The sequence below is a fragment of the Pseudomonas sp. URMO17WK12:I12 genome (assembly GCF_000514395.1).
In the GTDB taxonomy this organism is placed as follows: Bacteria; Pseudomonadota; Gammaproteobacteria; order Pseudomonadales; family Pseudomonadaceae; genus Aquipseudomonas; species Aquipseudomonas mucoides.
Window position 1 is genome coordinate 321,043 of sequence record NZ_AZVV01000004.1, and the last position, 23,595, is coordinate 344,637.

Annotated in this window: 19 protein-coding genes; 6 read left to right on the forward strand and 13 right to left on the reverse strand. The window is 60.5% G+C overall.

The window, feature by feature from the left end; genetic code table 11:
• Positions 1 to 21 precede the first annotated feature (21 nt).
• From D882_RS0104230 to D882_RS0104250, 5 genes are read left to right on the forward strand one after another with little or no spacing between them, the layout of a single operon-like run.
• Positions 22 to 504: a hypothetical protein gene (locus tag D882_RS0104230; RefSeq protein WP_027922082.1), complete on the forward strand. Its 483-nt coding sequence runs from the start codon at positions 22 to 24 to the stop codon at positions 502 to 504.
• On the forward strand, positions 501 to 1,697 hold the full coding sequence (locus D882_RS0104235; protein WP_027922083.1) for a beta-ketoacyl-[acyl-carrier-protein] synthase family protein: 1,197 nt from the start codon (positions 501 to 503) through the stop codon (positions 1,695 to 1,697). Before D882_RS0104230 ends, D882_RS0104235 begins: the two co-directional genes overlap by 4 nt.
• Positions 1,694 to 2,155 carry a hotdog family protein gene (locus D882_RS0104240; RefSeq protein WP_027922084.1) on the forward strand — a complete coding sequence of 154 codons (462 nt, stop codon included), beginning with the start codon at positions 1,694 to 1,696 and terminating at the stop codon, positions 2,153 to 2,155. The genes D882_RS0104235 and D882_RS0104240 overlap by 4 nt, the downstream gene beginning before the upstream one ends.
• Positions 2,152 to 2,880, forward strand: a complete 729-nt coding sequence (gene fabG, locus D882_RS0104245) for a 3-oxoacyl-ACP reductase FabG (RefSeq protein WP_027922085.1) — start codon at positions 2,152 to 2,154, stop codon at positions 2,878 to 2,880. Before D882_RS0104240 ends, fabG begins: the two co-directional genes overlap by 4 nt.
• Positions 2,880 to 4,106 (forward strand): beta-ketoacyl-ACP synthase, encoded by a 1,227-nt coding sequence (locus tag D882_RS0104250; RefSeq protein WP_027922086.1) that lies wholly within the window; start codon positions 2,880 to 2,882, stop codon positions 4,104 to 4,106. The genes fabG and D882_RS0104250 overlap by 1 nt, the downstream gene beginning before the upstream one ends.
• A gap of 204 nt (positions 4,107 to 4,310) precedes the next feature.
• Here the strand turns inward: D882_RS0104250 and D882_RS0104255 are convergent, their stop codons facing one another.
• Together D882_RS0104255 and D882_RS0104260 are read right to left on the reverse strand one after the other, a co-directional pair.
• Positions 4,311 to 4,754 (reverse strand): DUF2846 domain-containing protein, encoded by a 444-nt coding sequence (locus D882_RS0104255; protein ID WP_027922087.1) that lies wholly within the window; start codon positions 4,752 to 4,754, stop codon positions 4,311 to 4,313.
• 399 nt (positions 4,755 to 5,153) lie between these two features.
• Entirely contained in the window at positions 5,154 to 6,050 is an 897-nt protein-coding gene (locus tag D882_RS0104260) for a LysR family transcriptional regulator (protein WP_027922088.1), read from the reverse strand.
• 119 nt (positions 6,051 to 6,169) lie between these two features.
• On the opposite strand from D882_RS0104260, the gene D882_RS0104265 reads away from it, so the two are divergent.
• Positions 6,170 to 7,444 carry an MFS transporter gene (locus D882_RS0104265; RefSeq protein ID WP_027922089.1) on the forward strand — a complete coding sequence of 425 codons (1,275 nt, stop codon included), beginning with the start codon at positions 6,170 to 6,172 and terminating at the stop codon, positions 7,442 to 7,444.
• 177 nt (positions 7,445 to 7,621) lie between these two features.
• Here D882_RS0104265 and hemE read toward each other — a convergent pair whose 3' ends face one another.
• The 11 genes from hemE to D882_RS0104320 all read right to left on the reverse strand — a co-directional run bounded on the left by hemE (position 7,622) and on the right by D882_RS0104320 (position 23,410).
• On the reverse strand, positions 7,622 to 8,689 hold the full coding sequence (gene hemE / locus D882_RS0104270; protein WP_027922090.1) for a uroporphyrinogen decarboxylase: 1,068 nt from the start codon (positions 8,687 to 8,689) through the stop codon (positions 7,622 to 7,624).
• Positions 8,690 to 8,937: 248 nt separating this feature from the next.
• A complete protein-coding gene (locus D882_RS0104275; protein WP_027922091.1) occupies positions 8,938 to 10,356 on the reverse strand; it encodes an FAD-dependent oxidoreductase in 1,419 nt (472 codons plus the stop codon).
• Between the two features lie 33 nt (positions 10,357 to 10,389).
• Positions 10,390 to 14,835, reverse strand: coding sequence for a glutamate synthase large subunit (gltB, locus tag D882_RS0104280; protein WP_027922092.1), 4,446 nt, complete (start codon positions 14,833 to 14,835; stop codon positions 10,390 to 10,392).
• Between the two features lie 349 nt (positions 14,836 to 15,184).
• The gene (locus tag D882_RS0104285; protein WP_027922093.1) at positions 15,185 to 16,777 is read right to left on the reverse strand and encodes an SPOR domain-containing protein; all 1,593 of its coding nucleotides are present in this window, start codon (positions 16,775 to 16,777) and stop codon (positions 15,185 to 15,187) included.
• Between the two features lie 10 nt (positions 16,778 to 16,787).
• Positions 16,788 to 17,888, reverse strand: coding sequence for a 3-dehydroquinate synthase (gene aroB / locus D882_RS0104290; RefSeq protein ID WP_027922094.1), 1,101 nt, complete (start codon positions 17,886 to 17,888; stop codon positions 16,788 to 16,790).
• 150 nt (positions 17,889 to 18,038) lie between these two features.
• Complete coding sequence (aroK, locus tag D882_RS0104295; RefSeq protein WP_027922095.1) at positions 18,039 to 18,557, reverse strand: shikimate kinase AroK; 519 nt, start codon at positions 18,555 to 18,557, stop codon at positions 18,039 to 18,041.
• 4 nt (positions 18,558 to 18,561) lie between these two features.
• Positions 18,562 to 20,628, reverse strand: a complete 2,067-nt coding sequence (pilQ, locus tag D882_RS0104300) for a type IV pilus secretin PilQ (protein WP_027922096.1) — start codon at positions 20,626 to 20,628, stop codon at positions 18,562 to 18,564.
• A gap of 13 nt (positions 20,629 to 20,641) precedes the next feature.
• Complete coding sequence (locus D882_RS0104305) at positions 20,642 to 21,169, reverse strand: pilus assembly protein PilP (RefSeq protein ID WP_027922097.1); 528 nt, start codon at positions 21,167 to 21,169, stop codon at positions 20,642 to 20,644.
• A complete protein-coding gene (pilO, locus tag D882_RS0104310) occupies positions 21,166 to 21,783 on the reverse strand; it encodes a type 4a pilus biogenesis protein PilO (RefSeq protein WP_027922098.1) in 618 nt (205 codons plus the stop codon). The genes D882_RS0104305 and pilO overlap by 4 nt, the downstream gene beginning before the upstream one ends.
• Positions 21,780 to 22,346, reverse strand: a complete 567-nt coding sequence (locus tag D882_RS0104315) for a PilN domain-containing protein (protein WP_027922099.1) — start codon at positions 22,344 to 22,346, stop codon at positions 21,780 to 21,782. The genes pilO and D882_RS0104315 overlap by 4 nt, the downstream gene beginning before the upstream one ends.
• Positions 22,346 to 23,410, reverse strand: a complete 1,065-nt coding sequence (locus D882_RS0104320) for a pilus assembly protein PilM (RefSeq protein ID WP_027922100.1) — start codon at positions 23,408 to 23,410, stop codon at positions 22,346 to 22,348. The genes D882_RS0104315 and D882_RS0104320 overlap by 1 nt, the downstream gene beginning before the upstream one ends.
• Positions 23,411 to 23,595 lie beyond the last annotated feature (185 nt).

A 23,595-nucleotide genomic window follows, 5' to 3' on the forward strand; every position in this document is an offset into this window, starting at 1 on the left:
CTCCCTTGAAGGTAATGCCTGATGATCCGTTTTCTGCTCCTGGGCTGCCTGCTGTTGCTGAGCGCTTGCGCCAGCCAGGCACCGCTGCCCGAGCACATCCCGAAGCTGTCGTTGCCGCTGCAACTGCACATCCAGCGCCTGGAAGCCGCGCAACGTCAGGACTGGGTATTGGTGATCCAGCAGGAAGAGGTGGGGCTTCGCTGGTCGATGATGGATCTGCTGGGCATTCCACAAGCGCGGCAGAAACTGATCGATGGCAAATGGCACGCCGATGGTCTGTTGCCGCCCAACCCGGAAGCCCGGGAGCTGTTCGCCGCGTTGCTGTTTGCCCTGACCCCCAAGGACGAACTGTCGGGTAATTACCCCACTGCCTGGCAGCACGGCAGGCAACGCTCGCTGCCAACACACTGGGACGTCTTATATTCACAGCCCATGACCTTTGAATTGAACCTGCCCAAGGGGCCCCGGTATGAAGTCACGCCGCTGAGCGGGGAAGCACCATGACAGCCTACTTGAATGCCCTCGGGGTGATCTGCGCATTGGGTCGTGGCAAACACGAGGTTGCCGCCAATCTGTTTGCCGGCGATTGCTCGGGCCTGCGCGTCGAAACCGGCTGGGTGCCAGAGCGCGCCTTGCCGGTAGCGGCAGTGAGCGGCGAACTGCCGTCGATTCCGCTTGAGTTGAAAGTGCAAGACACTCGCAACAACCAATTGCTGATGGACGCCGCACTGCAAATTCGCGACGAGATTGATCAGGCGGTCCAGACCTACGGCCGTGATCGGATCGGCGTGATTCTGGGCACCAGCACCTCGGGTATCGATGAGGCCAGCCGTGGGTTGGCCCATTACATCCGTGAACATCAATTCCCTGCCGAGTACGACTATCAGCAACAGGAACTCGGCGCGCCGGCCAGCTTCCTCGCCGACTGGCTGCAATTGAGCGGTCCGGCCTATGTGATTTCCACCGCCTGCACCTCCAGCGCCCGGGCGCTGATGAGTGCCCAGCGCCTGCTGGACCTGGGCCTGTGCGACGCGGTGTTGTGCGGCGGCGTCGACAGCTTGTGCAAACTGACCCTCAACGGCTTCTCGGCCCTGGAAGCGGTGTCCGGACAACGCTGCAATCCGTTTTCAGTCAACCGCAACGGCATCAACATCGGCGAAGCCGCCGTGTTGTTTCTGATGAGCAAAAACGCAGGAGATGGCCAGGCCATTGCCTTGCTCGGCAGCGGCGCCAGCTCCGATGCGCACCATATCTCCGCGCCGGAACCGACCGGTCGTGGTGCACTGCAAGCCATGAGCAAAGCCCTGAACCGGGCAAACCTGCAACCGCAGCAGATCCATTACCTGAACCTGCACGGCACCGCAACCCAGCATAACGACGCCATGGAAAGCCTCGCCGTGGCGACGCTGTTCCCGCAAGGCGTACCCTGCTCATCGACCAAGCCGATGACCGGTCACACCCTCGGCGCTGCCGGCGCTCTGGAAGCCGCGTTCTGTTGGCTGAGCCTGAGCCCGGACAATCGCGACCACGCCCTCGCGCCTCATCTCTGGGACGGCCAGCCCGACCCGCTCCTGCCCGCGCTGCATTGGGTGACCCCGGCCGATCGCCTGACGTCCATTGCACCTCGCTATTTGATGAGCAATTCCTTTGCCTTCGGTGGCAACAACGTCAGCCTGATTATCGGAGATGCACCATGATTGACTGGCCGCTCGCCGAGTTGCTGCCCCACGCTGGCGACATGATCCTCATCGAGCAGATCCTGGCGTTCGATGACGAGCAGATTCACACCCGCCTCACCGTCAGACCCGGCGGCCTGTTCAACCGTCCCGACGGCAGCCTGCCGGCCTGGGTCGGCATCGAGATAATGGCCCAGAGTGTTGCCGCCTACGCCGGTTGCCATGCGCGCCAGCGCGGTGATGCGGTGGCGCTGGGCTTTCTGCTGGGCAGCCGTAAATTCGAGTGCAACGTCGAGCACTTTCCGGCGGGTACGGAACTGACCATCCACGGCCTGCGCTCGCTGGAAGACGACAATGGCATGGGCGTGTTCGAATGCCATATCAACGCCCCGGGCATCCACGCCAGCGCGCGCCTGAACGTGTTTCGTCCGCCTCAGGCCGCTCAATATCTACATGAACCCGAAGGAGTCCAGTCATGACTGAACCTGTACTGGTCACCGGTTCCAGCCGTGGTATCGGCCGCGCCATCGCCTTGCGCCTGGCTCAGGCCGGGCACGACATCGTGCTGCATTGCCGCAGCGGCCTCGCGGACGCCATCGCGGTAAAAGGCGAAATCGAAGCCTTGGGCCGCCATGCACGCGTCCTGCAGTTCGACGTTTCCGACCGTGCCAGCTGCAAAGCCATTCTCGAAGCCGACGTCGAAGCCCACGGCGCCTATTACGGCGTGGTGCTCAACGCCGGCCTGACCCGCGACGGTGCTTTTCCGGCGCTGAGCGAGGATGATTGGGATGTGGTGATGCGCACCAACCTCGACGGTTTCTACAACGTGCTGCACCCGGTGATGATGCCGATGATCCGTCGTCGCGCCGCCGGGCGAATTGTCTGTATCACTTCGGTGTCGGGGTTGATCGGCAACCGTGGCCAGGTCAACTACAGCGCCTCCAAGGCCGGCCTCATCGGCGCAGCCAAGGCGCTGGCGATTGAATTGGGCAAGCGTAAAATCACCGTCAACTGTGTCGCGCCCGGCCTGATCGACACCGCCATGCTCGACGAAAACGTGCCCGTGGAAGAACTGATGAAAATGATCCCCGCACAACGCATGGGCACCCCGGAAGAGGTGGCTGGCGCGGTGAATTTCCTGATGTCGGCGGAAGCCTCGTACATCACCCGGCAGGTTCTGGCCGTCAATGGAGGCCTGTGCTGATGAAGCGCGTTGTCGTCACCGGCATGGCCGGCATCACTTCACTGGGCAGCGACTGGGACACCATCGCAGGGCACTTTGCGGCCAATCGCAGCGGCATTCGGCGCATGGACGAGTGGGATCGCTTTACCGAACTCAACACGCGCCTGGCCGGCCCGATCGATGACTTCAAGATCCCGAGCCACTGGACCCGCAAGCAATTGCGCAGCATGGGCCGGGTGTCGCGGCTTGCGGTGGGCGCGGCCGAGCAAGCGCTGGCCGATGCCGGATTGCTGGGCGACGAGTCGATCAAGGACGGGCGCATGGGCGTCGCGTGCGGCTCGTCCACCGGCAGCACCGACGAGATCAAGGCATTCGGCAACATGCTGCTCAACTCGGTGGCCGAAGGCCTGAACGCCAACTCCTACGTGCGGATGATGCCGCACACCACAGCTGCGAATATCAGCATTTTCTTCGGCCTCACCGGCCGTTTGATCCCGACGTCGAGTGCCTGTACCAGCGGTAGCCAGGGCATCGGTTACGCCTATGAGTCGATCAAATTCGGCCGCCTGCCGCTGATGCTGGCGGGCGGCGCCGAAGAGCTGTGCCCGACCGAAGCCATGGTCTTCGATGCGCTGTACGCCACCAGCCTGAAAAACGACGCCCCGCAATCCACCCCTCGTCCTTATGACAAGGGTCGCGACGGTCTGGTGATCGGTGAAGGCGGCGGCATGCTGGTGCTTGAAGAACTGGAACACGCACTGGCTCGCGGCGCGCGCATCCACGCCGAACTCGTCGGCTTCGGAAGCAACGCCGACGGTCAGCACACCACCCGTCCCGAGCAACTGACCATGCGCCGGGCCATGGAGCTCGCGCTGGAAGACGCCGGACTGCAACCGTCGGACATCGGCTACGTGAACGGCCACGGCACCGCAACCGAACAAGGCGACATTGCCGAAACACTGGCCACCAGCGCGTTGTTTGGCGAACACATGCCGATCAGTTCGCAGAAAAGCTTCCTCGGTCATACGCTAGGCGCCTGCGGTGCACTGGAGTCATGGTTCAGCATCGAAATGATGAACCGCGATTTGTATGCCCACACGTTGAACCTCGACGAGGTCGATCCGCATTGCGGCAAGCTCGACTACTTGCGCGGGGAGTTTCGGCAGATGAGTAATGAATACGTGATGAACAACAACTTCGCGTTTGGTGGCGTCAACACCTCGTTGATCTTCCGTCGTTGGCGCTGACCTGAACCACGTTTGGAGTAAAAGGAATGACTCTTTTGCGTTGTTTGTCATGGCCGGTGCTGGACCGCCACATAAGCGAAAGCGAGCGCTATCAGGATCTACTCAAGAAGGGAGTGTGGCGTGGCGATGGGGGATGAGTTAGCGCGACGGGTGTGATGTTGCTTGGTACGGCCCCTGCACTGGATGCAGGGACCGTCCCGATACTTACTGAGCTTGAATCAACTTGCTTTCAGCAACGCCAGCACGACCGGTCTGGTCATCAACCACTTGCAGGTTGTTGCGTGCCTTGATGAAGCCCACTTTCACTTCCTGCCAGACAAAGTAGTTCTTGCCGGCTTCTGCGGTGAGTTTCAGTTCGGAATCGTTTTCCGCCGAGGACACCAGGGTCTGCTGACCAGCCGGGACGGCCAACATCAGGTACGACTTGGCGACGGTCTGGCCGACCGGTTTACCGTTCAGCGTCACCGGCATTTTCACCCCAGCGCCCATGCTCTCGTTGCGATAAACGTAGATGTTGGCTTTGTCCGGGGCGACCTGGAAGGTCTTCGCCTGAGCGTCCTGAGTGTCATCCGCCATTTTTACCGAAGCACAACCACCGGTCAGCGCCATCATGGCCAGCAACGCGGTAAAAGTTAATTGCTTGAACATCCTGTATCTCCATTGTTTGTGATGAGTCCGAAACCGTTATCGGCTGATCAGAAAAAAGGCGAAGGGATGTATCAAAAAAACATGGCAAGCCCCAAGGCGCGAGTTTGCGCGCCATCAGAAGTGCTGAAGGCGATAGCGTCCGGGGTGGTGTTGCGTGGGGATCAGGTACAGATTGACTGAGATGGGTCATGCTAAAACGACAAAGGGCGCCTTTCGGCGCCCCTTCACAAACAGGCCGGCTTGTCATCGCCCTGTACCTGTCTGGCTCTGCGATGGCTGGTTGCCCAGGATCCTCAGAGTCTCACAAGCCCCTTTCGGGAACGGCGCGAGTATTGCGCGAAACAGAACTCAGGGCAACGACTGGCCATTCGCCTCGCTAGGCCTGAAGTGTCCCCACGCTTAAGTCCCTTCAACCTTACGCGTCAACAACTCGACAAACGCCTTGGCCATCGGCGATTTCTGATCCTTGCGCTGCACCAGCCACACCGCCGACACCGCCGCGGGGTCCAGCAACGGTCGATACACCACGCCATCGATGCGCATCCGCTGATACGACGCCGGCAGCACCGACACCCCAAGCCCCGCTGCTACCAGGCCGATAATGGTCATCGCCTCGCCCGCCTCTTGCGCAAAGTGCGGACTGAAACCCGCATCGCGGGCCAGGCTGAGCAATTGTGCGTAGAGACCGCTGCCATAGCTGCGTGGGAAAAAGACGAAAGGCTCGAGGGCCAGTGCTGACAGAAACAGTCCATCTTCGCTGCCATTGACCAAGGGGTGCTTGGAGCTGAGCACCGCCACCAGTGGCTCGCGCATCAGCTCCACGACGCTGAGGGAATCCGGCAACCCCAACGGTCGCATGATGCCGACCTCGATCGACTCGTCGACCAGCGCATCGGCGACCTGGGTGCTGCTCAGCTCCCGCAAATTAAGGTGCACCGCCGGGAAGCGCTGGCGGAACGAAAAAATCGCCTGAGGAATGGTCGAGTTGAACGGTGCAGAGGACGTGAAACCGATCTTCAGTTCACCGAGTTCACCCAGTTGCGCACGCCGCGCCACGTCGGCGGCTTTGTCGACTTGCGCCAGCGCCAATCGCGCCTCTTGCAGAAACAACCGACCGGCTTCGCTGAGCTCGACCCGACGATTGGTTCGCTCGAACAAGCGTGCGCCAACCTCGGCCTCCAGTGCCTGAATCTGTTGGCTCAGCGGCGGCTGAGAGATGCCCAGCACCTGAGCGGCGCGGCCAAAGTGCAGTTCTTCGGCGACGGCGATGAAGTAGCGCAGGTGACGCAATTCCATGAAAACCCCATTAGGTCGTAAAAGCTCTCAAACAGGTCGAACAATATATTGGATTGAATCATTAGGCAGCTATATGATTTTTTCATTGCCTGCCCGGCTGCGTCCCTCCGAGGTTCAACGTGAAAACTGCTGTCGCTCCACTCGCCCATGAAGTTCCGCCCGCCGTGGCGGACGATGTCGTCGCCGAGCTGAAGGAGATTTACATCGAAAAAGGCACGCCGATGTTCATGCGCACCGTGCTGGCGCTGTTCTCCGGCGGCTTCGCGACCTTCGCGTTGCTCTATTGCGTGCAACCGATGATGCCGCTGCTGTCCCACGAGTACTCGATCAACGCGGCGCAGAGCAGCCTGATCCTGTCGGTCGCGACCGGCATGCTCGCCATCGGCCTGCTGATCACCGGCCCGATCTCCGACCGTGTTGGCCGCAAACCGGTGATGGTTGCCGCATTGTTCGCCGCCGCGCTGTGCACCATGGCCAGCGCGATGATGCCGAGCTGGCACGGCGTGCTGGTGATGCGCGCACTGATCGGTTTGTCATTGAGCGGCCTGGCAGCGGTCGCCATGACGTACCTGAGCGAAGAGATTCACCCACAGCACATCGGCCTGGCCATGGGTTTGTACATCGGCGGCAACGCGATTGGCGGGATGAGCGGGCGCTTGATCACCGGCGTGTTGATCGACTTCGTCAGCTGGCACACGGCGATGCTGGTGATCGGCGGCCTGGCGCTGATCGCCGCAGCGGTGTTCTGGAAAATCCTTCCCGAATCCCGTAACTTTCGCGCCCGCTCGCTGCACCCGCGCAGCTTGCTCGACGGCTTCACCATGCACTTTCGCGATGCCGGTTTACCGTTGTTGTTCCTCGAAGCCTTTGTGTTGATGGGCGCGTTCGTCACGCTGTTCAACTACATCGGCTACCGCTTGCTGGCCGAGCCGTATCACATGGAGCAAACCTTCGTCGGACTGCTCTCGGTGGTGTACCTCTCGGGGATCTACAGCTCGGCGAAGATCGGTTCGCTGGCTGACAAGCTGGGTCGCCGCAAAGTGCTCTGGGCGACGATTGTGCTGATGCTCGCCGGCCTGGCGCTGACCCTGTTCACACCGCTGCCGGTAGTGATCATTGGCATGCTTATCTTTACCTTCGGCTTCTTTGCCGCGCACTCCGTGGCGAGCAGCTGGATCGGCCGTCGGGCGATCAAGGCCAAGGGGCAGGCGTCTTCACTGTATCTGTTCAGCTATTACGCCGGGTCGAGCATTGCGGGTACTGCCGGGGGCGTGTTCTGGCATTTGGGTGGCTGGAACGGAATCGGGTTGTTCATTGGCGGGTTGCTGGTGATTGCGCTGCTAGTGGCGTTGAAACTGGCGAAGTTGCCGCCCCTGGGCGGAGTGAAAGCCTGACGCATAACCCATGCAGGAGTGAACCTGCTCGCGATAGCGGAGTGTCAGCCAATACATTCAGCGACTGATTTACCGCTATCGCGAGCAGGCTCACTCCTATATTTGATCCGCGCCCGACATTGGATCGTGCAAACAAAAACGCCCGGCATTAGCCGGGCGTTTTTTATTGGACGACGATCACTCGTGATACTGCGCCGACAACTCATGCACCGCGCGCAAGAACGCACCCGCGTGTTCCGGATCAACTTCCGGGGTGATGCCATGACCCAGGTTGAACACGTGGCCGCTGCCTTTGCCGTAGCTGGCGAGGATGCGCCCGACTTCGGTGCGAATGGCTTCCGGTTTGGCGTACAGCACGGTCGGGTCCATGTTGCCTTGCAGCGCGACTTTGTTGCCGACGCGATCACGGGCGCTGCCGATGTCGCAGGTCCAGTCCAGCCCCAAGGCATCAGCGCCAGCGTCGGCGATGCTTTCCAGCCACAAACCGCCGCCCTTGGTGAACAGGATCACCGGCACCTTGCGGCCTTCGTGTTCGCGGATCAGGCCGCTGACGATCTTTTTCATGTAGGCCAGGGAGAATTCCTGGTACGCCGCCGCCGAGAGGCTGCCGCCCCAGCTATCGAAAATCTGCACGGCTTGCGCACCGGCCATGATCTGGCCGTTGAGGTAGCTGGTGACCGTCTGCGCGAGTTTGTCTAGCAGCAGGTGCAAGGCTTGCGGGTTGTCGTACAGCATGGTTTTGGTCTTGCGGTAGTCTTTCGACGAGCCGCCTTCAACCATGTAGGTGGCCAGGGTCCATGGGCTACCGGAGAAGCCGATCAACGGCACACGACCGTTCAGTTCGCGGCGGATGGTGCTGACCGCGTCCATGACGTAGCCGAGGTCTTTGTGCGGATCAGGAATCGGCAGGGCTTCGATGTCGGCCAGGGTGCTGACGACTTTCTTGAAGCGCGGGCCTTCACCGGTTTCGAAGTACAGGCCCTGGCCCATGGCATCGGGGATGGTCAGGATGTCGGAGAACAGGATCGCCGCGTCCAGTTGCGGATAGCGGTCGAGCGGTTGCATCGTGACTTCGCAAGCGAACTCCGGGTTCATGCACAGGCTCATGAAGTCACCGGCCTTGGCACGGCTGGCGCGGTATTCAGGCAGGTAGCGACCGGCCTGACGCATCATCCACACAGGGGTGACGTCTACGGGTTGCTTGAGCAGGGCGCGAAGGAAACGGTCGTTCTTCAGGGCAGTCATGTCGGCATCCGGAAAAAAAGTGCGGGCATTTTCTCAGAGCGCGACGCAAAAGGCACGGTTGCAGGTCAGCCTTTTGTCTATCGGGTCAATTTGTCGCGGTGAAACCCGGTTTTCGCAACACCACAAACCATTGTGGGAGCTGGCTTGCCTGCGATGCAGACACCTCGGTTTGTCAGTTAGACCGAGGTGATGCTATCGCTGGCAAGCCAGCTCCCACAGGTATTGCATTTCAATCAGGTGAAACGGGTTTAGACGCCCAGGTAATCCAGGATCCCTTCAGCCGCATTGCGGCCTTCGAAGATCGCGGTCACCACCAGGTCAGAACCGCGAACCATGTCGCCACCGGCGAAGATTTTCGGGTTGCTGGTCTGGTGCTTGAACTTGCCTTGTTCCGGGGCCACTACGCGGCCCTGGCTGTCGGTCTGGATGTCGAACTGTTCGAACCACGGCGCCGGGCTTGGGCGGAAACCGAAGGCGATGACCACGGCGTCGGCCGGGATGATCTCTTCGGAGCCCGGGATCGGCTCAGGGCTGCGACGGCCACGGGCGTCCGGTGCGCCGAGACGGGTCTCGACCACTTTCACGCCTTCGACGCGGTCTTCACCGACGATCGCAATTGGCTGGCGGTTGTAGAGGAATTTCACCCCTTCTTCCTTGGCGTTCTTCACTTCTTTGCGCGAGCCCGGCATGTTCGCTTCGTCACGACGGTACGCACAGGTCACCGACTTGGCGCCCTGACGGATCGACGTACGGTTGCAGTCCATCGCCGTGTCGCCACCGCCGAGTACCACGACCTTCTTGCCTTTCATGTCGACGAAATCTTCCGGCGACTTTTCAAAGCCCAGGTTGCGGTTGACGTTGGCGATCAGGTAGTCGAGCGCATCGTGCACGCCCGGCAGGTCCTCACCGGCAAAGCCGCCCTTCATGTAGGTGTAGGTGCCCATGCCCATGAACACGGCATCGTATTCTTCGAGCAGTTGCTCGACGGTCACGTCCTTGCCCACTTCGGTGTTCAGGCGGAACTCGATGCCCATGCCGGTGAAGACTTCGCGACGATTGCTCAGCACGGTCTTTTCCAGCTTGAACTCGGGGATGCCGAAGGTCAGCAAGCCACCGATTTCCGGGTTCTTGTCGAACACCACCGGGGTCACGCCGCCACGTACCAGCACGTCGGCACAGCCCAGGCCTGCAGGACCGGCCCCGATGATCGCGACACGCTTGCCGGTCGGCTTGACCTTGGACATGTCCGGGCGCCAGCCCATGGCGAACGCGGTGTCAGTGATGTACTTCTCGACCGAACCGATGGTTACCGCGCCGAAGCCGTCGTTGAGGGTGCAGGCACCCTCGCACAGACGATCCTGCGGGCACACCCGGCCGCACACTTCCGGCAGGGTGTTGGTCTGGTGCGACAGCTCGGCGGCCTGGAGGATGTTGCCCTCGGCCACCAGCTTCAGCCAGTTCGGAATGAAGTTGTGCACCGGGCACTTCCATTCGCAATACGGGTTACCGCAACCCAGGCAGCGGTGGGCCTGATCAGCCGAATGCTGGGGTTTGAAGGGTTCGTAGATCTCCACGAACTCTTTCTTGCGTTGACGCAACAGTTTCTTCTTCGGATCTTTGCGCCCGACATCGATGAACTGGAAGTCGTTATTCAGACGTTCAGCCATTGTTAAAACCTCATCAAACTCTTCAGGCGCATATCACTGCGGGTTGGCACGGGTGCTGGAAAGCAACGATTTCAGGTTGGCAGCCTTGGGCTTGACCAGCCAGAAACGACGCAGGTAGTCGTCGAGGTTTTCAGCGAGGTTACGACCCCATTCGCTGTCGGTTTCCTCGACGTATTCGTTCAGCACGCGTTGCAAGTGGCTGCGATAGGCTTCCATCGCCTCACCGCTGATCCGCTGGATTTCCACCAGTTCGTGGTTGACCCGGTCAACAAAGGTGTTGTCCTGGTCGAGCACGTAGGCGAAACCGCCGGTCATGCCTGAGCCGAAGTTGTAACCGGTCTTGCCCAAGACGCAGACGAAACCACCGGTCATGTACTCGCAGCAGTGATCGCCAGTGCCTTCCACAACCGTGTGGGCGCCGGAGTTACGCACGGCAAAACGCTCGCCTGCGGTGCCGGCGGCGAACAACTTGCCCCCAGTGGCGCCGTACAGGCAGGTGTTGCCGATGATGGCACTGTCCTGAGTCTTGTAGACGCTGCCCTTCGGCGGAACGATGACCAGTTTGCCGCCGGTCATGCCTTTGCCGACGTAGTCGTTGGCGTCGCCTTCCAGGTACATGTTCAGGCCGCCGGCGTTCCACACACCGAAGCTCTGACCGGCCGTCCCTTTGAAACGGAAGGTGATCGGCGCGTTCGCCATGCCTTGGTTGCCGTGCTTGCGCGCGATTTCACCGGAGATCCGTGCGCCGATCGAACGGTCGCAGTTGCAGATATCCAGGGCGAAATCGGCGCCGCTCATGTCGTTGATGGCCGAGGTGGCCATGTCGACCATTTTCTCGGCCAGCAGGCCTTTGTCGAACGGCGGGTTGCGGTCCACCTGGCAGAATTGAGGCTTGTCTGCCGGGATGTGATCGCTGCCCAGCAACGGCGTCAGGTCCAGGTGTTGCTGCTTGGCGGTCTGGCCTTCGAGGACTTCCAGCAGATCGGTACGACCGATCAGCTCTTCGAGGGAGCGCACGCCCAGCTTGGCCAGCCACTCACGGGTTTCTTCGGCGACGTAGGTGAAGAAATTCACCACCATGTCGACGGTGCCGATGTAGTGATCCTTGCGCAGCTTCTCGTTCTGAGTCGCGACGCCGGTGGCGCAGTTGTTCAGGTGGCAGATGCGCAGGTATTTGCAGCCCAGTGCGATCATTGGCGCGGTGCCGAAGCCAAAGCTTTCAGCGCCGAGGATCGCAGCCTTGATCACGTCGAGGCCGGTTTTCAGGCCGCCGTCGGTTTGTACCCGCACTTTGCCGCGCAAGTCGTTGCCGCGCAGGGTCTGGTGGGTTTCAGCCAGGCCGAGTTCCCACGGAGCACCCGCGTATTTGATCGAAGTCAGCGGCGATGCGCCGGTGCCGCCGTCGTAGCCGGAGATGGTGATCAAGTCCGCGTAGGCCTTGGCCACACCGGCAGCGATGGTGCCGACGCCCGCTTCTGCTACCAGCTTCACCGAGACCAGCGCCTTCGGGTTGACTTGTTTCAGGTCGAAAATCAGCTGCGACAAGTCTTCGATCGAATAGATGTCGTGGTGCGGCGGCGGCGAAATCAGGGTCACGCCCGGCACTGCGTAACGCAGCTTGGCGATCAGACCGTTGACCTTGCCACCCGGCAACTGACCACCTTCGCCGGGCTTGGCGCCCTGAGCGACTTTGATCTGCAGTACTTCAGCGTTGACCAGGTATTCCGGGGTCACACCAAAGCGGCCAGTCGCAACCTGCTTGATTTTCGAGCTCTTGATGGTGCCGTAACGCGCCGGGTCTTCGCCGCCTTCGCCGGAGTTGGAACGCGCACCGAGACGGTTCATGGCTTCGGCCAGGGCTTCATGGGCTTCCGGCGACAGGGCGCCCAACGAGATACCGGCGGAGTCGAAGCGCTTGAGCACCGATTCCAGCGGTTCGATTTCGCTGATGTCCAGCGGCGTGTCGAGGGTTTTGACCTTGAACATGTCGCGGATCATCGACACCGGACGGTTGTCCACCAGCGCCGTGTATTCCTTGAACTTGCTGTAGTCGCCCTGCTGCACAGCCGCTTGCAGGGTGTTGACCACGTCCGGGTTGTAGGCGTGATATTCGCCACCGTGGACGAACTTCAGCAGGCCGCCTTGCTGGATCGGCTTGCGCGGGCTCCAGGCTTCGGCGGCGAGTGCTTTCTGCTCGGCTTCGATGTCGACGAAACGCGCACCCTTGATGCGGCTCGGCACACCACGGAAGCTCAGCTCGCAAACTTCTTCGGACAGACCGATGGCTTCGAACAACTGCGCGCCGCGATACGACGTGATGGTCGAAATACCCATCTTCGACAGGATCTTCAGCAGGCCTTTGGTGATGCCTTTGCGGTAGTTCTTGAACACCTCATAGAGGTCGCCCAGCACTTCACCGGTACGGATCAGGTCGCCCAGCACTTCGTACGCCAGGAACGGATAAACGGCGGAGGCGCCGAAACCGATCAGCACGGCGAAGTGATGCGGGTCGCGAGCGGTCGCGGTTTCCACGAGGATGTTGGAGTCGCAACGCAGGCCTTTTTCGGTCAGGCGATGGTGCACCGCGCCAGTGGCGAGCGAAGCATGGATTGGCAACTTGCCCGGAGCAATGTGCCGGTCACTCAACACCACCTGGGTACGACCGGCGCGCACGGCTTCTTCAGCCTGATCGGCAACGTTGCGGATCGCCGCTTCGAGACCGACGCTTTCGTCGTAGTTGAGGTCGATGATCGCGCGCTCGAAGCCCGGACGATCGAGGTTCATCAGCGAACGCCACTTGGCCGGGGAAATGACCGGCGAGCTGAGGATCACGCGCGAGGCGTGCTCTGGCGATTCCTGGAAAATGTTGCGCTCGGCACCGAGGCAGATCTCCAGCGACATGACGATGGCTTCACGCAGCGGGTCGATCGGCGGGTTGGTGACCTGCGCGAACTGCTGGCGGAAATAGTCGTACGGCGTGCGCACGCGCTGGGACAGCACGGCCATCGGCGTATCGTCGCCCATCGAGCCCACGGCTTCGTAGCCTTGCTCGCCGAGCGGACGCAGCACCTGATCACGTTCTTCGAAAGTGACCTGGTACATCTTCATGTATTGCTTGAGCTGATCGACGTCGTAGAACGCCGAACCATGGTCGTTGTCTTCCATGGTCGCCTGAATGCGCAGGGCATTCTTGCGCAGCCATTGCTTGTACGGGTGACGGGACTTCAGGCGGTTGTCGATTGCATCGGTGTCGAGGATCTGACCGGTTTCGGTGTCCACGGCAAAGATCTGGCCCGGACCCACGCGGCCCTTGGCGATCACGTCTTCAGGCTGGTAGTTCCAGACACCGATTTCCGAAGCCAGGGTGATGAAACCGTTCTTGGTGGTGACCCAACGCGCCGGACGCAGACCGTTACGGTCGAGCAGGCACACCGCGTAGCGACCGTCGGTCATGACCACGCCGGCCGGGCCGTCCCACGGTTCCATGTGCATCGAGTTGTATTCGTAGAACGCACGCAGATCCGGGTCCATGGTTTCGACGTTCTGCCACGCAGGCGGAATGATCATCCGCACGCCACGGAACAGGTCGATGCCACCGGTGACCATAAGCTCCAGCATGTTGTCCATGCTGGAGGAGTCGGAACCGACGCGGTTGACCAGCGGGCCGAGCTCTTCCAGGTCCATCAGATCGTTGGTGAACTTGGTGCGACGGGCCACGGCCCAGTTGCGGTTGCCGGTGATGGTGTTGATCTCGCCGTTGTGCGCCAGGAAGCGGAACGGTTGAGCCAGCGGCCATTTCGGCAGGGTGTTGGTGGAGAAGCGCTGGTGGAACACGCAAATCGACGTTTGCAGGCGCTCATCGCTCAGGTCTGGATAGAAGGCGGTCAAGTCCGCCGGCATCATCAGGCCTTTATAAATGATGGTCTTGTGCGAAAAGCTGCAGACGTAGTGGTCGGTATCGGCGGCATTGGACACGGACGAGCGACGACGGGACGTGAACAGCTTGACGGCCATGTCCTGATCGCTCAGGCCTTCACCGCCGATGAACACTTGTTCGATCTGTGGCAAGCGCTCAAGGGCCAGGCGGCCGAGGACGCTGGTGTCGATCGGCACTTTGCGCCAGCCGACGAGGGTCAGGCCGGCCGCCAGGATCTCGCGGTTCATGTTCTCGCGAGCGGCTTCGGCTTTTACCGGGTCCTGGTTGAAGAAGACCATGCCCACAGCATATTGCTTGGGCAGTGTGACGCCGAAGGTTTCCTGGGCGATGGCACGCAGGAACACGTCCGGCTTTTGAATCAGCAGACCGCAACCGTCACCGGTCTTGCCGTCGGCATTAATCCCACCGCGGTGGGTCATGCAGGTCAGGGCCTCAATGGCCGTTTGCAAAAGGGTATGACTGGGCTCGCCCTGCATATGGGCTATCAGGCCGAAACCGCAGTTATCCTTGAATTCATCTGGTTGGTACAGACCTGCTTTCATAGACACTTTCTCACCAGGCTGCCTCTTGTCGAGGCAAATTTCTTTTCAATTCAACCACTTGCCATCCACGCCGAACGTTCGTCAGCTTTGCGGGAGCAAAAGGGAGGTCATTGTACACACCGACACTTACGCTCACAAATTTGACGACGAACTGTCGCAAATCTATGTCGCATTTGTGAAAGGTTTAAAGCGATCTGCTGTGCTAGTCAAAACTTTTTTAATTTTGACCGCACGACTCAAAGACTACTGTGACGCAGACACCACAAGGCACGCGGCCTGTAGAGGCGGCATGCACTTGTAGAAATTTTGAGGTGCCGGGAGAGGCGGCCTGGGTAAGGCCGCCGAATCTTCAGCGAGTTGTAGCCAGTTCCTGTTGGACGCTGGCGACAGTGCGAGGCCAAGGTTTACCAGCCTGAACCTTCGCTGGCAAGGCCTTGATGGCGGTAACGGCTGCATCGCGGCTGGCGAAGTTACCGTAGGTGATGACGTAAAGCGGCTTGCCGTTGAGGACTTTCTTGAAATAACGGTACTCGCCGCCCTGCTCTTTCACGAAGTTTTGTGCAGTCGTTTCGGAGCTGGTGCCGAGAATCTGCACCACGTAGTTGCTGGTCGGCTGACCGGCGTACCAGGTGCCACCCGCGGCCTTGGCGGCAGGGGCTGGCTTCTCGGCAGGCTTGGCGGCAGCCACAGCGGCTGGCTTGGCTGGCGCGGGAGCCGGCTTCACGGCCGGCGCAGTCGGGGCTGGCTTGGCGGTGGCGACCTGAGTCGGTGCTGGAACCGGTTTAGCGGCTGGCGTCGGCGCAGGACCCGGCTGAATGCCCGCTGGCGGCGCGACAGTGGTCACGGTTGGCGGTGTCGCGCTGGAACCCTCGACCGGCACGCCATCGTCGCCCTCGGTGATGCCACCGGCCGCTTCAGCCAACGGACCGCGCATGACCGGTTGCGAGTTGCCGACCAGCGGCAATGGCATCGGCTGCGAGTTACCGGCGAATTCGACGGAAGGTGCACCGCCGTTAGGCTGTGGCGAACCCTGTCCGAGCGGCAGTTGTGCCTGTTCGTTGGCAGGTGCGCCGGTGGTCGGTGCTTTGCTGCGACCCGGCATCAACCAGGCGGCGGCTACCGCGACCACGACTACGGCGGAAATCGCCAATACGTGTTTCTTCGGCATGTTAAACCCCATACTTGGACGCTTCACCGCTGAGCGGCTGGCAATCATGGCTTCGATCATTGCATCGCGGGCGACCTGGTTGATGTTGCCAGGCCAACCGTCGGAGCTTTCGTGAATATCAGAGATCTGATCCGCGGTGAAAAGTTCGATACCCCGACCGGCACCTTCGAGGCGCTGATCCAGATATTCGCGAGTTTCTTCTTCGGTGTAAGGCTGCAGCTCGATCACGTGGAAGCGCTCTTCCTCAAGGCTCAGCGCCTCAAGCTGAGCGATCAGCGACGACTCGCCAAACAGGAACACGTGCGGGCGACCTTCCGGTGCGCCGGCCGCCAGAGCCATGAGGGCTTCCAGCGCGGACTCGTCGAGCTGCTCGGCGTCATCCACCAGCAAATAGACTTCCTGACCGGTCAACGCCAGTTGCACCACTTGCGCCAGAATCGCGCCGATCTCGGCCTGTTCGACGTTCAGCGATTGAGCGACCTGGCGCAAGATGCCGGCCGAATCGCCCGCCCCGCGAGCGGAAACCACCACGCTCTGCACCGACTGCTTGTTGGTGCTGGCTACCAGAGCCTGGCGCAACAGGGTCTTGCCACTGCCTTGCGGGCCCGTGACCACCAGCAGCAGCTGGCTATAACGCGCCAGGTGATGCAGTTGCCCCAGCACCGGTTTGCGCTGGGCCGGGAAAAATTTGAAGCCAGGTACCCGTGGAGCAAAAGGGTCATGACTTAACTGGTAATGGCCGAGGAAAGCCTCGTCGGCATGCAAACTAGTCATCGGGATCTTATTAACCTTTCAGCTGAGCCAGGGCGCGGTAATCCGCTCCCAGCGTGGCCTGTAAAATCTCTTTCGGATAATCGTCGGTCACCACCGCTTCGCCCATGTGGCGCAGCAGCACCAGGCGCAAACGACCGTCGATCACTTTCTTGTCAATTGCCATGTGTTCAAGGAAATCGGCTTCGGTCATCTCTTCTGGCGGGATGACCGGCAGGCCGGCACGCTGGAACAGGCGAATACCGCGATCACGTTCTTGCTCACTGATCCAGCCCAGTCGCGCCGACATCTCCAAAGCCATCACGGTGCCAGCAGCGACGGCTTCACCGTGAAGCCAGACACCATAGCCCATGTGGGTTTCGATGGCGTGGCCAAACGTATGACCGAGGTTCAATGTGGCGCGAACACCGGTCTCTTTTTCGTCGGCGCCGACCACTGCAGCCTTGGCGGCGCAGGAGCGTTCGATGGCATAGGTCAGGGCGACCTGATCCAGGGCACGCAGGCGATCAACGTTTTCTTCGAGCCAGGTCAGGAACGGCTCATCGCAGATCAGTCCGTACTTGATGACTTCAGCCAGGCCAGCGGACAGTTCGCGGGCCGGCAGGGTATTGAGGGTCGCGGTATCGATCAGCACCACGTTGGGCTGATAGAACGCGCCGACCATGTTCTTGCCCAGCGGATGGTTGATACCGGTCTTGCCGCCCACCGAAGAGTCGACTTGCGACAGCAACGTGGTCGGCACTTGAATGAAATCAACGCCACGCTGGTAACAGGCGGCAGCAAACCCGGCCATGTCACCCATCACGCCGCCACCGAGGGCGATCACGGTGGTGCGGCGGTCGTGCCGTGCGGTCAGCAGGCCGTCGAAAATCAGTTGCAGGGTTTCCCAGGTCTTGAAGGCTTCGCCGTCAGGCAGGACAACGGAAATCACCGAGTACTGCGCCAGGCTGCGGGTCAGACGTTCGAGGTAGAGCGGTGCAACGGTCTCGTTGGAGATGATCGCTACTTGCCGTCCGCGAATATGCGGGGCCAGCAGCTCAGGCTGATCCAACAAACCTTCGCCAATGTGAATCGGGTAGCTGCGCTCGCCTAGATCGACCTTGAGTGTCTGCATGTGTCCCCACAGTGAAGATGAATCAGGCGTCCTGCCTTGAGTTATCGAATGTCCACGGCACCCGTTGGTGTGACGCCGTTCGGTAGCCATCTGCCATAACCTGGAGCGGTCATGGCAGGACGCCGAGGATAGCGCATTTCGCGCTGCGCATTAACGGGGCGGTAGCTGCTGCAAGCGTTCGAGGATGTCGAGCACCACCATTCGCGGCGGCCGCTCATCGGTTTCAACCACCAGGTCGGCGATTTCCCGATACAGCGGATCGCGGATTGCCAGCAGATCCCGCAGAGTCTTGGCCGGATCAGCGGTACGCAACAGGGGGCGATTGCGGTCACGGGCAGTTCGGCCGACTTGCTGTTCGACAGAAGCATGCAAGTAGACCACCCGACCACCGGCATGCAGCGCCCGACGATTGGCTTCGCGCATGACTGCGCCCCCACCGGTTGCCAATACCACGCCATCGCAGCCGCACAGCTCGGCAATCATCGCCTGCTCGCGGTCACGAAAGCCCGGTTCGCCTTCTTTATCGAAAATCCACGGGATATTGGCGCCCGTGCGCAATTCAATTTCCTTATCGGAATCTTTGAACGGCAGGCGCAGCTCTTTGGCCAGCAACCGGCCGATGGTGCTTTTACCAGCGCCCATCGGTCCAACAAGAATCAAATTTCGCACAGAATCAATGACTCACAGCAATCGCCTGGTTGTTCATGATACGCGGAGTGAGAAATACCAGCAGCTCGGATTTTTTCTCCGAAACCACGTCACGCCGGAAAAGGCGGCCAAGATACGGCACATCGCCGAGAAATGGCACCTTATCTACAACCTTGCTTTGAGTATTTGAGAAAACCCCGCCAATCACGATGGTCTCGCCATCGTTGACCAGGACCTTGGCGTTGACCTCGTTTTTCTTGATCGGCGGTACATCCTGCACCTTGTTCAGGTAGTCCGGCTCATCCTTGGTGACCTTGACCTCCATGATAATCCGGTTGTCCGGGGTGATCTGTGGTGTCACTTCCAGCGACAGCGAGGCTTCCTTGAAAGACACCGAAGTCGCGCCACTGGAGCTGGCTTCCTGGTAGGGAATCTCCGTGCCCTTGAGGATTTTTGCGGTTTCCTTGTCGGACGTGACCACCTTGGGCTGCGAGACGATTTCGCCGTTGCCGGTTTTCTCCATCGCCGTCAGTTCCAGGTCCAGCAACACGTTGTCGGTGATGAAGGCGATGCCGATGCCCGAGGTGCTGCCTGCTGCGCCCATGTCGACAAACGACGAGTTGGTACTGGTACTTTCCGGTGTGCCGATGGTCCTCCCATCGCTGGCCCCGGACGTATTCCAGTTGCCCTTGTTCCGCACCGAACCACCCCAGCGCACGCCGAGGCTTTTGTCGTAATCGACGTTGGCTTCGACGATTCGCGCTTCGATCATCACCTGGCGAACCGGGATGTCCAGTTGCGTGACGATGCGGCGAAGCTCATCGAGACGGTCCTGGGGCTGGTAAGCAATGATGTTGTTGGTGCGCTCATCAACGGTGATCGACCCCCGCTCGTCGGCTTTCGCCTCGGCACTGGTCACTGAAGTGAACAACTTGGCAATGTCCGCCGCCTTGGCGTAGTTGACCTGCAACAGCTCGCGACGCAGCGGCGCCAGTTCGGAGATCTGCTTCTGCGATTCCAGTTCCTGGCGTTCCCGAGCGGCGATTTCATCGGCCGGCGCCACTAACAGCACGTTACCGATCTTGCGCTTGTCCAGGCCCTTGGTTTTCAGCACCAGGTCCAGTGCCTGATCCCATGGCACGTTTTGCAACCGCAACGTGATGCCGCCCTGCACGGTGTCGCTGGCCACCAGATTGAGGTTGGTGAAATCGGCGATCAGTTGCAGCACCGAGCGCACGTCGATGTCCTGGAAATTCAGCGAGAGTTTTTCGCCGGTGTAGGCGAAGCGCTCTGCGTTGCGCTTTTGCAGATCGTCGACCGTCATCGGCCGGATGCTGACGGTCAGCTTGTTGTCGGTCTGATAGGTCGAATAGTCGAACGCGCCGCCAGGCTCGATGGTGATCGTGGCACGGTCGCCAGTGGCGACGGCGTTGACGAATTGCACCGGAGTGGCGAAATCCTTGACGTCGAGGCGCACACGCAACTTTTCGGGCAATTGGGTCCTGGCAAAACCGAGGATGATCTTGCCTTCGTGTTCCTGGATGTCTGGTGCGATGGACGGATCCGACAGGTCGATGACCACATTGCCTTCACCCTGGGTACCCCGCTGGAAGTCGACGCCGCGAATGGCCTTGCTCGAAGGGGCGTAGGTTTTAGCCGGCGCCGGTGTTGCTACCGCGGCGCGAGCCGCCGGTTTCGACGCCTTGCTGTTGGCCCCCTGCCCGACCACCACCAACAGGTTGTTGCCTTCGACCCTCGCGTTATACGGCGTCAACTGCGTCAGGTTAATGATCAATCGCGTGCGGTCGTTGGCCTCGACCACCGTGGCACTGCGGGCATTGCCGCCACCGAGGTCGCGCGTCTTGTTCTTCAGCTGACTGACCACGCCGGGCAGGTCCAGTGCAATCCGCGCCGGCTGTTCGGTCGTGTAACCGTCGGGCACCGGTGGCGGCCCATCGAAAGACAACTTCAACTCGACGCGATCACCCGGCAGCGCGGCAACATCCAGCGCTTTGAGGTTGCTCGCCAGCACCATCGGAGACACCAACGCTATCCATAGCGAAATGCCGAGGGTTGAGAAAGTCCTGTTCATTATTCGAGTTCCACTATGAGTGCTCTTTCAAAGGAAGGGTCCGTGGTCGCTCCAGCCAGGCACCCTCGCCATCGGGAACGATTTCGACCACATCAACTTGTGAGCCGCTGATGGCGACGATCCGCCCATCGTTACGCCCCAGGTAATCACCGACTTTCAGCCGATGCACCCCGCCCGCCCCGCGCAACAGTGCAAAGGAGCCAGAGGCATTGGAGATCGTGCCGACCATTTCAAACTGCTCGATGTTGAATCCTTCGAGGTACTGCTTGATCCGATTGGGGTCGGGTTTGACGTTGCGCGAGCCGCGTTTCTGGCCTGCCAGGTCCACTCTGACCTGCCGGGAAAACGGGCTGCGCAGGTTGGCGGCGTTGTAGGTGAACGTTGGGTAAGACCGAAACGTCGGCGTTGGTTCAATTTTGCCCGGAGCCCGCAGGCGCACTTCGTTCATGTAGGCATCCAGGTCGCCGAGGTCGTTATCGCTGCCACACGCGGCCAGGCTGGCGAACAACACCACCATCGATACACAACGAAGCGGACTCATTTCTGCGCCCCGTTGTAGCGATAGGTCTTGGCAAGGATGCTCATGCGCAACTTCGGACCACCTTCAGGGCTGGCCGGCGCGATGTCGAAATCATGCAGTGTCACGATCCGGGGCAGCCCGGCCACGCCACTGACGAAGGTCGCCAGGTCGTGATAGGCACCAGTCACCGTGATCTGGATCGGCAGTTCGATGTAGAACGGCTGGGTGACTTCCGGCAGCAGTTTGATCTCTTCAAACTCCAGTCCGCTGCCCAGCCCCGTGCGGGTGATGTCCTCCAGCAGGCCGGGAACCTCGGTGTCGCTGGGCAATTGCCGCAGCAGCATGCCAAAGGACGTTTCCATCTCCTTCATTTGCTGGGTGTACAGCTCCAGATTTGCCGCCATGTGGGCCTTGGTCGCGAACTGTTCCTTGAGGGTCGACTCTTCCTCGCGCTTCAGGTTGAGCTGGTCTTCGAGATCACAGAGGTAAAAGGTGTACCCCAGCGCCAACACCAACAGCATGAGCAAAACAGCCACCACGGCCTTGATCGCTGGCGGCCAGGAACCCATGTTGCTGGTGTCCAGATCGTTGAGATCAACATTGCGCAACCCTTCCAGCCATTGAGACGGACTCATTTATCCTCCTCCACGGCAGCGGGCTGGGTCTGACGAACGGTCAGCTGAAAGACATTGGCCTGATCCAGCTGACCGGCGGTCGTCGCCTTGACCTCGGTAAGACTGGGGGCATCGAACCAGTCGGACGCATCCAGGTTGCGCATCAGGTCCGACACGCGATTGTTCGACTCCGCCGCGCCGGTGATGGACAGGGTTTTGCCGACCATTTTCACTTCAGTGAAATACACACCGTCCGGCAGCGTGCGCGCCAATTGATCGAAGATCCGGCCGCTGATCGGCCGGTTGCCTTGCAGGTCCTGGATAATGCGCATGCGCTCGACCAGTTGCTGGCGTCGGGCTTTCAGATCACTGATCTGTGCGATCCGCTCGTCGACCACTGCGATCTGCTTGCCGATGTAGGCGTTACGGGCAGCCTGCCGATCAATGGCTCCACTGATGAACTGGTCCGCGACCAGTACGCCCCCCACGGAACACAGCAGCACGCCGACCAACGTCAGCAAAAAGCGTTTGCGGCGTTCTTCCCGCAGCTCTTCGCGCCAAGGTAAAAGATTGATCCGCGCCATCAGTCGAAACTCCTGAGGGCGAGCCCGCACGCGATCATCAAGGCTGGCGCATCGCTAGCCAGCGCGCCGGCGTTGACCTTGCTGCTCAAGGCCATGTTGGCGAACGGGTTGGCCACCTGAGTCGGCGTATCCAGGCGCTGTTCGATCAACCGGTCCAGCCCCGACACCGACGCCGTGCCACCGGCCAGCAGAATGTGATCGACCGCGTTGTACTGGCCAGAGGCAAAGAAGAACTGCAACGAGCGCGAAACCTGCTGTACCAGCGCCTCGCGAAACGGTTGCAAGACTTCGTTGACGTAGTCGTCTGGCAATCCGCCCTGCTTCTTCGCCAGCCCGGCCTGCTCGACCGTCAGGCCATACCGGCGCTGAATTTCCTCGGTCAGCTGCCGCCCCCCGAACAATTGCTCGCGGGTATAAATGATCTTGCCGTTGTGCAGCACGCTGAGGGTGGTCATGGTCGCGCCAATGTCCACCACCGCAACCGTCAGGCGCTCCTGGGTGGCGGCCAGTTGTGTCGAGAGCAAGCCGAAGGAACGCTCCAGCGCGTAAGCCTCGACATCGACCACGCGCGCAGTCAGGCCGGCCAAGGCCAGAGCCGCCTCTCGGACTTCGACATTTTCCTTGCGACAGGCGGCCAGCAACACATTGACCCGCTCCGGGTTACGCGCGGACACGCCCTGGACTTCGAAGTCGATGGCGACTTCATCCAAAGGGTAGGGAATGTACTGATCGGCCTCGATCTTGAGCTGGTTTTCCATCTCGTCGTCGGAAAGACCACCGTCCATCTCGATGGTCTTGGTGATCACCGCCGAACCGGCCACTGCCACCGCCACGCTCTTGAGGCTGGTTCTGGCCTTGAGCAGCACACGAGAGAGCGCCTGCCCGACACCCTCGAGCTCAGCGATGTTTTTTTCGACTACCGCATTGGCCGGCAACGGCTCTACCGCGTACGCCTCGACCCGATAACGGTCACCCTGACGACTCAGTTCCAGAAGCTTTACCGACGTGGAACTGATGTCGATCCCCAACAGCGAGTTGGCTTTTTTATTGAAGAGTCCTAGCACTACCCATTCCCTATGACTATCCGTGTCTTACGGACTCTGTAATATCCGTTGCGTTCATTACCTCCCGTCTTGACAGAAGCGCCCATGACGCTCCCTGCGGAAAAATGCTTATAATGCCCAGCGTTTTTTTTCCGGTTTTTACTTCAAGCGCGGGTCGTTCCCTGTTTATCCGAACCCTGATGCCT